Below are 11,246 nucleotides of genomic sequence, written 5' to 3'. Positions count from 1 at the left end.
GATAAATCCTCATACATACTGGTTTAAAATTTCGATAGGCTAGGAGATTCGAGAAACTTTGCTTTTTTTTAAAGCCTCACTATACTATAACACTAAAACTGACCTTCTTTATGAACTGGTTTCAAAGGGAAATTCTCTATGCGGGTACACATTCCGATATGGAGGATATCATTAAGAATCGAATTTTCTATTCCAATTGCCTGAATCTATTTCTGATTCCACTGTTGAGTCTGCTCAGCCTCGTTCAGATTGCTTCTGGTGTCATGGAAGCAGCGACCGAGACACTTGTGCTTTTGCCCGTTCCGATCATCAGTTTCATCCTAAATCGAGTAGGTCTACATAAGTATGGGAGGCTATTCCTGTTGTACGGGGTGGCGCTTTACTTGTCGCTATCTTTCTATTATTTCAACCTGCAGTTTATCGCACAAGGTATTGACCCAGGAATGATGCGACTGCCGACCACCAAACTGCATTTGTGGCCCGTGATCGTGGGTACAGCCGTTATTTTCGATTTCAAGCGAGAGAGACTCTTCTTCAATATCACCCTGATTGGAATGTTTCTGAATTTCATATTCTTTGAAAACATTCAAGCGCTTCTGGGACTTCCGGTTTCAGAATTGCCTTTCCAAGACCCCTCTCTGCTGAAATACAATATTTCTACAACCGCCACAGCGTTTATTATACTTTTTGAATTGTACCTCCTGGTATCCATCAATTTGAAATTTGAGCAAAACATCCTGGAGCAGCAGCAAGAACTTCAGGTGAAAAGCAATGAATCGGATGTTCAACGCAAAGAGCTTGAAGATCAACAATCGAACTTACTGAATGCGGTAGGTGAGACTGAGCAAATCATCAGTCACGTGGTGGAATCAGGAAATTACAGCATCCGAATGGAAACCGAAACGCATACAGGAGCATGGAAGAAATTGGGAGAATCAATCAATGGACTTTTCGATTCCCTATTGGTACCCTTCAAAGAAATTGATCGGATTGTTAATCATTTGGCGTCCGGTGACCTGAAAGAGCGATACAGTAAGGAAAGCAAAGGGGAGGTGTTGGCCTTAGCGGAAAATTTAAATGTGGCGCTTGACAATGTATCGGAGCTCATCAATGACATAGTGAATCAGGCCGAAAAGATTAAGTCCATTGCACACGTAAGCAATGAAAATAGTGAGCAGGTAAGTGTGCAGATTTCAGAGATGTCTCAAGTGATCTCAGAGATTAGTTCAGGTGCGGGCAATCAAGTGATGCAGGTAAACAATACATCTGTCTTGATCGAAAACATCATGACTTCTTCTGGGCAAATCAACAATCAGGCAAATTCAATCAACGATGCTTCGTCAGGAGGGCTGGATAAAAGTAAGAATGGTGTGGAGACCATTGAGAAGGTAGGGAATAGCTTTCAGGACATCCTCTTGTTTTTTGATAAAAGTACAGCCTCAATCAATGACCTGAGCAGGTACTCCGCGGAGATTTCCGGCATACTAAATATCATTCAAAGCATAGCTTCACAAACCAACCTCTTAGCCTTGAATGCCGCGATAGAAGCTGCGCAGGCCGGGGATGCCGGCAAAGGGTTTTCCGTAATTTCAGATGAAATCAGGAAGCTGGCAGAGCAGTCTCAAAGCTCGGCGAAAGACATTGAAAAGCTTGTGGGAAATGTTCAGAAGTCAGCGACAGAAACGAGCAAGTTTATTTCTGACATGAACGGCGTAGTGAAAGAAAGTGAAGGCTCTGTAAAAAATGCCCAAGCATCATTCAAAGAGATACTGGAGAGCTACAATGTGACGTTCGATATTTCAAAAGACATAGTGCAATCCACACAAAAGCAGACGCAGGATGTCAAACAGATTGTCTCGCTGATCGAGCAAATAGTGGTGATCTCAGAAGAAACAGCTGCTGGATCTGAGGAAGCGGCTACCTCTGCTAAGCAAGTGGCAGACATCATGAAGAGTTACCATGATCTGTCTTACGACATCTCGCAGATAGCCGAAGATTTAACAGATAAAACGGGCAGGTTTACGCTGAAAGAAAAGGAGCAGAGTATCGGAGGATGACTTGATACCAAAGTAAACTACAAGTGGCCAACGTCTTAAACTGAGTGATTAATTGCTGTTTTTTGATGATTTCGGACCTTAGAGGCCAACCTTAAATAGTATAGTGCAAAAAATATCTAGATTAGCTCATACCAATGCCTTTGAGATTTAGATATATTCTGCTATTCCTTCTTGGGACGATACCAGCCATGCTTTTTGGCCAATTCAAGTACCCGCACAGGTATTTTGATCCCAGAGAATACCAGTCAGATCGTGAGATTCTGAGCATAGATCAGTCAGAAGATGGGACAATGTACTTTGGTACAGGTACTTCTCTGTTGGTGTATGACGGTGAAAGGTGGCAGGAAAGTGTCATTCCAGGTAAAAAAGTCATCTATTGGATTAAGGTCGATGATGCTAGTGGTCGGATTTATTTGGGGTCCAATGGAGAGTTTGGGTATTTTGATTCTGAACTTACATATTTTTCGTTAAGTGACAGATTAGATACAAACACCTCTGATTTTGGACCTATTTGGGAGGTAGACCTGAGTTCTCATGGAGTTTACTTTCGTTCTTCAAAATACATTTTCAGGTACTGCGAAGACGAGCTTTCGCGAATTGACAAATTAAGTCCAAATAACTCACGATTTGATGTCATGTTCACGGTGAATGATACAATTATCACCAAAATAAGGAATGTTGGTCTTGTGGCTATCTACAATGGAGAATTGGAGGTATTGGCAGACTCGGAGGAATTTGATGAGAAGGCAAATGCATTCCTTCCACACCCTGGAGGAATCCTTATTGCGACCCGTTCAAGTGGACTCTTTTTATATAAGGATCATATCGTGCAGCCTTTTGATGCAGAGGTTAATGACTATCTTCAAGAATACCCAGTATATCATGCTGCAACACTTTCCAATGGCCACTTCGCCTTTGCTACTCTGACAGGAGGTGTTTTGATAATGGATAAAAACGGCGGATTGGTACATTTAATCAAACAGTCCAACTACGGTATACATGAAGGTACCCAATATGTTTTTGAGGATAGCCGTTCCGGGCTTTGGGTGGGTACTAAAAGGGGAATGGCACGTGTAGATATCAATAGCCCTGTTCAGTATTATCAACTGGAAGAAATGACTGAAAATATGTCGTATGAATATTTTGATAATAAGTTTTATTTCGGAGCAATTAACGGGATGTATGCACTGGAAGACGGAAATAAAACTCCTCAAAAAGTTCAAGGATTTCCTAATCTTGTCAATCGCATTTTTGAAATGGACGGGATCCTTATGGCCACCGATCTGAGTGATACGTATATAGTGGAAGAGGATATGGCGACTAAGATTTTTTATCCGCCTCTAAGAAGCATAGCTGAGACAGATAATGAAAACTATGACTTTGTCGGGGGTACTCAGGAAGGACTTATTTTTTTTGAGAAAGATCCTGAATGGCGGATTATCTATGAAGATGAGGAAACTGTAAAAAATGTGACCGACCTGATAACTCATGATGCAAAAATATGGGGCATTTCTTCTAGAGGACTCTTTAGATATAATGACGGAAATGTGACCTTTTACGATCTTGAGGGTGCTCACTCACTTGATCAATACAAAAACCAACTGATTGCAACATCTAACGAAGGTTTTTACTCCTATGATGCTGTAAATGACCAATTCGAGTCCTTTTTAGCCTTGGATACACTTGTTCCGGAAAGTGCTGTGGAAGTTGATGATTTTTACATTCAGGGCGATAGCACATGGCTACTCTATTTCAATGCTGAGAAAGTACTTACAGGGGACGTCTATGCTGGTAATCAATTAGTTAAAAAATTACCTCTCTTTGATGCAAGGTTAGAGGAAGACATAAGCATTGAATTAGTCAATGGATTTTTGTTCATAGACAATGGAGCAGACATATTTCGGTATGATATCAACACTACCGATAAGAGATCGGAAAATGAGTTGGCTTCAATTCACTCAGACAAGCTTCTGGAGGTGAGTGATATTCCGTATACGCAAAATCAGTTGCGATTTGATTTCAGCGTAAAAGCAACATACTCATTTGGTGAAAACTACTATCGATACAAAATTGATGGCTACAATGATGAATGGTCTGAATGGAGCACGCAGAACTATATGGAAATCACTAACCTTTTTGAAGGCAATTATAACCTAATGCTAGAGGCAAAGACGCCTGATCGTTCAGTCATATCTTCATCTCTTTCGTTCACAATTTTGCCGCCTTGGTATCGTACATACTGGGCATACATTTCTTATGTGGTTTTTTCGAGTCTTCTTATTTGGCGATTCGTAAAATGGCGATCCAGCTACCTGGAAGATGAACGGAATAAACTAGAAGAACTAGTATCTGAGCGGACATCTGAAATTATTGCTCAAAAAGCCACCATCGAACAAGCACTGAAAGAAAGAGAAGTGTTACTTCGTGAAATTCACCATCGTGTGAAAAATAACCTGCAGGTCATCTCAAGCATATTCAATATGCAGTCGAAAGAGGCAAGGACAGATGAAGTAAAAAAACTCATCAATGATGGACAAAGCAGGGTGAAGACCATGTCCTTGATTCATCAAAAACTCTATCAAAGTGACAAACTGGATGCCATTGATTTCAAGGATTATACCGAGGGCTTAATCAGTCAAATTAGCCAGCTATACAGCAAAAAAGAATGTCAGATAGTGAATAAGGTGATGGCTAAAGATATCCACTTGGATATTGATACGGCCATCCCCATCGGATTGATTTTGAATGAGCTCCTTTCAAATTCATATAAATACGCTTTTGACGAAGGAAAAGGAAATATCTCTATTCAGATAGCAGAAACTTGCTCAGGCAGCTATCAATTAAAATATTGTGATGACGGAAAAGGCTTTCCTGATGGGTTTGATTGGGAAAAAAGTGAATCGCTTGGCTTACGACTTGTATCCATATTGGCTAGACAATTAAAGGGAACAATGGAATTTAAAAATGGAAATGGAGCTTGCTTTACTATCTCATTCAGAGCAGTTGATTTATAGTTGTTTTTGGAAAATTTTTAAATTCCTTATCTTAGAAAAGGACATCCTATCAGTAATAAGTTATTTGAAGGGTGCCACATGAGGAGGACCAGCTACACCATGAATAAAGTACGAATACTTATTGTTGAGGATGAACTCATCATTGCAGAGGATATGAAAGATATCCTTGAGGATCTGGGGTATACTGTTGTCGGAATTACTGCGGATGAACAGGAAGCTAAGCGAATGTTGGTAGCTACCAAGCCGGATTTGGCCATTTTGGATATTACCCTAGGAAAGGATCAAAGCGGATTGAATGTTGCTGATTTCATCAACCAAAACATATTTATTCCATTCATTTTCTGCACCAGTTACGCAGATAAGAGTACTGTTACCAAAGCCAAAGACCTACACCCAAATGGTTACTTGATTAAACCCTTTGATAAAGATGATCTGTATTCAGCAATTGAAGTTGCCTTATCCAACTTCTCGATCAAGCCGGAATCAGACGATCATTCACAAGACGTCAAAAATCTAATCATGAAGGATGCCTTATTTATCAAAGAAGGTAGTGTGTATCAAAAAGTGACCTTCCCTGAGATCATGTGGGTGAGCCCGGAAGGAAACTATTCCATTATTCACTTGAAAGGCGATAACAAATTTGTGGTGCGAATGCCGCTCAAAGATTTTCATGCCCAATTACCCAAAGATCGATTTTTCAGGACTCATCGCTCGTACATCGTGAATGTAGAGCAGATATCTGCCATCAATAGCAACAACGTGTTTGTTGACGGGAATGAAATACCTCTGGGTAAGAGTTTTAGAGATGTCTTGCTCAGTCAGTTGCGTAAGTTGCAATAGAATCCCCATCATCTTCTTTTGGGTCTCCATACACATAATTTCTTCGTTCATCCCTGATCATTGAAATGCCTTCAGGCCACTTGTAGCTTCGAGATAAAGCTAAAAGTCAAGTTGCCATGAAAAAGTTTATCACACTAATTGTATTTCTGAGTATGACCTCAGCTCTACAAGCACAGCAACCTCCTTTTTACATCACTCCGGGTGATGCTGAATTGACCCTGGTAGGATCAGGAGGAGGCATTACCAATCCAACACACTATGATGTATACCGCGGAACATCTGATCCTCCCATTGATTTGTACCGTACGTTCGTCGCTGGATTCAACTTTCAGTGGAAAGACACGCTCGTAGAGAACGGGATCATGTATTACTACAGAGTCAGGTCACGTGATGAAAACTCAGGGGGTGTAAGTAGCTTTTCCAATGTAGTTGGTGCCGTACCAATTGCTGATCTGGGAAACCACTACGTATTTGATGGTGTAGATGATCTTGTTGCTGTGCGAGGTACGGGTATAATTAACCCCATTAATAAATTGGAATTCAGGATAAGGATTGATGAAGTTCCATCCGGGAAGAATATGGAGATTCTGAGGATCAATGACCAGGCGGGAGTAGAGCCTAACAACAACTTATTTATCATTTACCATACTGCAGATAAATTGGAATTTTTGTTTGAGCGAGATGACTGGTATTCAACGAGAACCTACCTGAGATCAACCAAGAATATTGCGGATGGCGCCTGGCATTCGGTAGTCGTTTTTAACTTGGGGGAGACACATACGGGTGTATTAGTAGATGGAACTGAATACACACTTCGTAGGGTACATCACATCCCGGAGTTTCGCACTCCGGTAGATGGAGCTTCCTACAGCTTTGGCACACACCAGATGATTATCGGTGGACAATCGACAGCCACTTACACTCCGCTAAAGGGAGCGGTAGATGACGTCAAACTCCTCCAGGGAAACAACCTTCGTCATCATTGGAGATTTGATGAACCCCAAAACACAAGTAAAGCCTATAACTCACTTGCTTCAAATAAAAATATGGTTAAAGAAAATGGGGTAGGGTCAAGTTTCTCCAACTTTAAAAATATTGCAGCTATCAGTCATCCAACTGGAATCCTAACCCGTTGGAATCCCGAGCCGGATATTCAGAGATACGAAGTGTGGAGAGGATCTGAAGTTAATGCATTGACTTTTCTATCATCCGTCAATGCGAACGACACTTCTTTCGTAGATACTCAGGCATCGGATGGCATATCATATGAGTATCAGGTAAGAGCAGTGAAACCGGGGCCATTTCCTATCTCAAATACGGACATTGCCATGCCAAATGAGACGTTTGCAGAAAGCTTAAAGCTAGATGGCAATGGTGAAGTACAGTTTCCATATACACGTTTGTTTCCCGAGGACAGAGGCACAATCGAATTCCGTTTCAAAGCGTCATTCGACGATGTTATGTCTACCAACGGTCACTCCATTCTCAATAAGCATGACGGTAGTGGATCCGACAATGGTTTCAATTTCATTCTTAAACCCTCCAACCTGACTGTTCAGCTCAAGGGTTCTGGAGGGACCAGTGTCGCCCTGAATTCAACAAGTAATAATCTTGCAGATGATGCCTGGCACCATGTGGCACTCACCTATGTACTTGGAGGTACAACTAAACTCTACATCGATGGGGTAGAGCAGGACGTATCAAATGCGACACCCAACATAGATTTTTCGGTTGAACCCATGCGTTTAGGGAAGAGTCCTGATAGTTTTTGGAAACCTTTCAAAGGATTCGTAGATGAAGTACGTGTCTGGAGTAAAGTGTTGAGCGATACTGAAGTCTCGACAGCTAAAGACACCCGTGTCAGCGGAGATCAAGCTGGATTGGAAGGTGTCTGGAGATTTGATCTTCTGGTAGATGACGGAATAGCTTACGATGATGGCTTAAATGAATACGACGGCTATGTATTGGGTAATCTTCAAGTGCTCGCACCTGCATCAGGCAGTATGCATGGGTACTACAATGACGGAGAAGTCGTACTTAACTGGGAAATTGAGGCGACTGAGGTGATCGATCAATATGTTGTTACCCGTAACCGATTAGATGATGAAACTTCTCAACAATTGGGAGTATTAACAGCTACTGCCACCAGTTTTACTGACATCAACCCAATATACAGCGGCATGTATGAATACGTGGTGGAAGCCAAAAGTAATGGCGAGACGGTTATTAGTGTGTCGGACGTCATTTCAATAAAAGATGGCTTTGGAAACGAACTATTTCTTAGGCAGTCCAACAGTGACGATTATGTTGAGATTAGCGAAACGCTGCTGAATAATCAGACCGGAACCATTGAATTCCGGTTCAAAGGGCAGGATGCTCCACCTTCGGGTGAATCGTATTCCATTTTGAACAGGCATAATCAGTCCGGGTCGAACAACGGATTCAACTTTATTCATACTGCTTCCAATCTCTTTGTTCAAATCAAACAGGCCGGAACAGCAGTTAACCTTTCCGATAATGAAAACCTGCTAGATGGAGAATGGCACCACGTCGCACTGGTGTACAACTGGAATGGAGAAAATCAACTATTCGTAGACGGAGAACTGAAAGATACCCAGTCGGTTTCCAATATCAGTATTTCGGATGAACCACTCCGAATTGGGCTCAGTCCGGATAGTTTCTGGACACCATTTGATGGCTCGTTTGATGAGTTACGCATATGGTCCACGCAACTGACCGGTGCAGAGATCAATGCCTCAAAGGATATACGACTTCCTGGAAACACCGCTGGTTTGAGCGGAGTTTGGCACTTCGATGAAAGCGTGGGTACAACTGCTTACGACAATGGCAGCAACAATTTCAACGGCTCCCTTGAAGGTAATGCCTTTTTCTATCGATTTCCGGGAGTGCTTAGCTTTTCTTCTAGCAGCGAAGGGTTCACTGAGACCGTTGGAAATGGTGGAAAGATAGCCGGTAGAATGGAAGTTACCATCACCGGTAATAGGTTTAAAAATCCCGGAGGTGTTGTTGATAATATGTTATACGATGTTTATTATCCTGTGGTAGTTGGCAATGAGCCGGGAGGAGAACCCATCCTTGATAATCTTTTTTCAGGATTAGATCCGGTATTAACAGTAGAACCTGATGGAAGATCTGCCACATTAGTTTTCAATGGACAAGCCATTTTTCACGAAGCTGAAAACTCTGTCAATTCCTGGACCATGAGTTTCAGCGACGATGTTTTCCTGGACCCTTATCCCATATTTAGCATCAATCAGGTAGAAACTGAAACTTCCTATACGCTCACAGACAATGTGGTACCTACGCTCACGCAGCCCATCCCGGATTTCGACTTATTGCTCGATGATGATCCGATTGAAATCAACCTAAGCGATTACTTCTTTGATCCGGATTTCGATCAGAACCTACAATACATCATTGAAGCTAATAATGCCATTGTTTCCACCTCAAAAGTCGAATCTCGACTGACCTTTGGTGTTACAGCTGCAGGTGCCGGGTCTACTGAGATAAGTGTTACGTTGGCAGATTTCACAGGAGGAGAAGTCACCGATACCTTCATTGTGACGGTGGCCAAAAATTCGCAAACTATTACATTCAATCCGATTCCAGATCTAGACCTGGAATTCCAAAATACGGTAAGCTTGATAGCATCTTCTGATTCAGAACTACCGGTTCAATTTGCATTGATATCAGGTGACGGCTCCCTTGCCAATGATATACTTACCATCAATCAAACAGGTTTTTTTGAAGTCCAGGCTAGTCAACTTGGAAATGAGACGTATGCCGCTGCACAACCGGTGACCGTCTCCTTCAATGTGTTAGACAGTAGGAAGACTGATCAGACCATCACATTTACTGATGACCTATCTGGACTGACCTACGGTGCCGCTTCGATTCCGCTAACGGCTACTGCTTCTTCAAACCTGGAAGTGACCTACAACACGACAGGACCTGTTGAAATCAATGGTACAGCGCTGAGTGTCCTGGGTGCGGGGAATGCAAGTGTGACAGCCATCCAATCGGGAGATGGAGACTACAATCCGGCCGATCCTGTAACGATCGATTTAACCATAGCGAAACAGGCATTGACGGCTACTGCAGACGATAAGACCATTACGTTTGGAGAAGGCATACCCCAATTTACCGTTTCCTATTTAGGATTTGTTGAAGGAGATGATGAGACAGCTATTGACGGGTTGCCGGGCACACAGTCGTTAGCTTCAGCTGCTAGTGATGCAGGAAGCTATGAGATTGAAGTGGGCGATGGTAGTGACAATAACTATGCATTCGAATATGTGAGCGGCACACTCACAATCAACAAAGCCGATCAGGTGGTGATGTTTTCATCCGTTTCGGATATTGATTTTGCACAAACAAACACAATTACGCTTTCAGCTTCCTCAACATCCGAATTGGCTGTTGACTTCACACTGGATCAAGGGGATGGTCATTTGGTGGATAATGTCTTAACGATCAATGGAATAGGAACCTTTAAGGTAACAGCCTCTCAGCCCGGCAATGTGAATTACAATGTTTCGAATGCGGTGACACAATCCTTTACAGTTACAGATTCACGAAAAACCGATCAAACCATCACATTTGGTGCCATTGAAGCGCAAGAGTATGGGGATCAATTGACACTTGGCGCCACAGCTTCCAGTGAGCTTTCCATCACTTACACGTTGACAGATGGAGCTGGATCAATTACCAACGGCGTACTCACCATTGAAGGAGTCGGAGACTATGAAGTGGTGGCCAGTCAGGATGGGGACAAAGACTTCAATCCAGCGGTGGCTGTGACCCAGCAGTTCAGCGTGGTAAAATCTACCTTGACGGTAACTGCTGATGATTTGTCCATTCAGGAGGGAGCAAGCATCCCCGAACTAACCTTTACCTATTCAGGATTTAAGCTGGCGGATAATGAATCGGTGCTGGAGGTGCAACCAGCGATCAGCACCACTGCCACTGCTTCGAGTGCTGCAGGAGACTATCCAATTGTACTCGAAGGAGGTTCGGATGACCTGTATGAGTTGACGTTGATCAATGGCACCTTGACGATCGAGTCTGTGCTAACTGTGGATGATGTCCAACTTACTGTTTACCCGAATCCTGCAACGGAAAGGTTGTTGGTGAAAGGAGCCGAAGTAGCAACCATGCGATTGCTCTCCATGGAGGGCAAGTTGATCCAATCGATACAAGGAGTCAATGCCATGGATGTCCGTAATTTGAAGCAAGGCAATTACATCCTTCAGCTCGAGGAACAAAACGGAGAAGTCTCCACCCACATCATCATTAAGAAATAACTAAGGCAGCA

At 42.6% G+C, this 11,246-nt stretch carries 4 protein-coding genes; all 4 read left to right on the top strand.

What is annotated here, in order from left to right; genetic code table 11:
• Positions 1 to 110 precede the first annotated feature (110 nt).
• The 4 genes from ABJF57_RS09755 to ABJF57_RS09740 all read left to right on the top strand — a co-directional run bounded on the left by ABJF57_RS09755 (position 111) and on the right by ABJF57_RS09740 (position 11,235).
• Positions 111 to 2,057: a methyl-accepting chemotaxis protein gene (locus ABJF57_RS09755; RefSeq protein ID WP_462234708.1), complete on the top strand. Its 1,947-nt coding sequence runs from the start codon at positions 111 to 113 to the stop codon at positions 2,055 to 2,057.
• A gap of 134 nt (positions 2,058 to 2,191) precedes the next feature.
• Complete coding sequence (locus ABJF57_RS09750; protein WP_462236074.1) at positions 2,192 to 5,071, top strand: histidine kinase dimerization/phosphoacceptor domain -containing protein; 2,880 nt, start codon at positions 2,192 to 2,194, stop codon at positions 5,069 to 5,071.
• Between the two features lie 78 nt (positions 5,072 to 5,149).
• Positions 5,150 to 5,911 (top strand): LytR/AlgR family response regulator transcription factor, encoded by a 762-nt coding sequence (locus tag ABJF57_RS09745; protein WP_462234704.1) that lies wholly within the window; start codon positions 5,150 to 5,152, stop codon positions 5,909 to 5,911.
• Positions 5,912 to 6,027: 116 nt separating this feature from the next.
• The gene (locus tag ABJF57_RS09740) at positions 6,028 to 11,235 is read left to right on the top strand and encodes a LamG-like jellyroll fold domain-containing protein (RefSeq protein WP_462234702.1); all 5,208 of its coding nucleotides are present in this window, start codon (positions 6,028 to 6,030) and stop codon (positions 11,233 to 11,235) included.
• The last annotated feature ends 11 nt before the right edge of the window (positions 11,236 to 11,246 follow it).

Source organism: Ekhidna sp., from assembly GCF_039940915.1.
In the GTDB taxonomy this organism is placed as follows: domain Bacteria; phylum Bacteroidota; class Bacteroidia; order Cytophagales; family Cyclobacteriaceae; genus Ekhidna.
The sequence above is the reverse complement of the archived record's forward strand: the minus strand, read 5'-3'. Positions and strand labels throughout refer to the sequence as shown.

Coding starts and splice junctions, on each gene's coding strand:
- ABJF57_RS09750 (WP_462236074.1), top strand. CDS start 2,192: ATGCCTTTGAGATTTAGATATATTCTGCTATTCCTTCTTGGGACGATA.
- ABJF57_RS09755 (WP_462234708.1), top strand. CDS start 111: ATGAACTGGTTTCAAAGGGAAATTCTCTATGCGGGTACACATTCCGAT.
- ABJF57_RS09740 (WP_462234702.1), top strand. CDS start 6,028: ATGAAAAAGTTTATCACACTAATTGTATTTCTGAGTATGACCTCAGCT.
- ABJF57_RS09745 (WP_462234704.1), top strand. CDS start 5,150: ATGAGGAGGACCAGCTACACCATGAATAAAGTACGAATACTTATTGTT.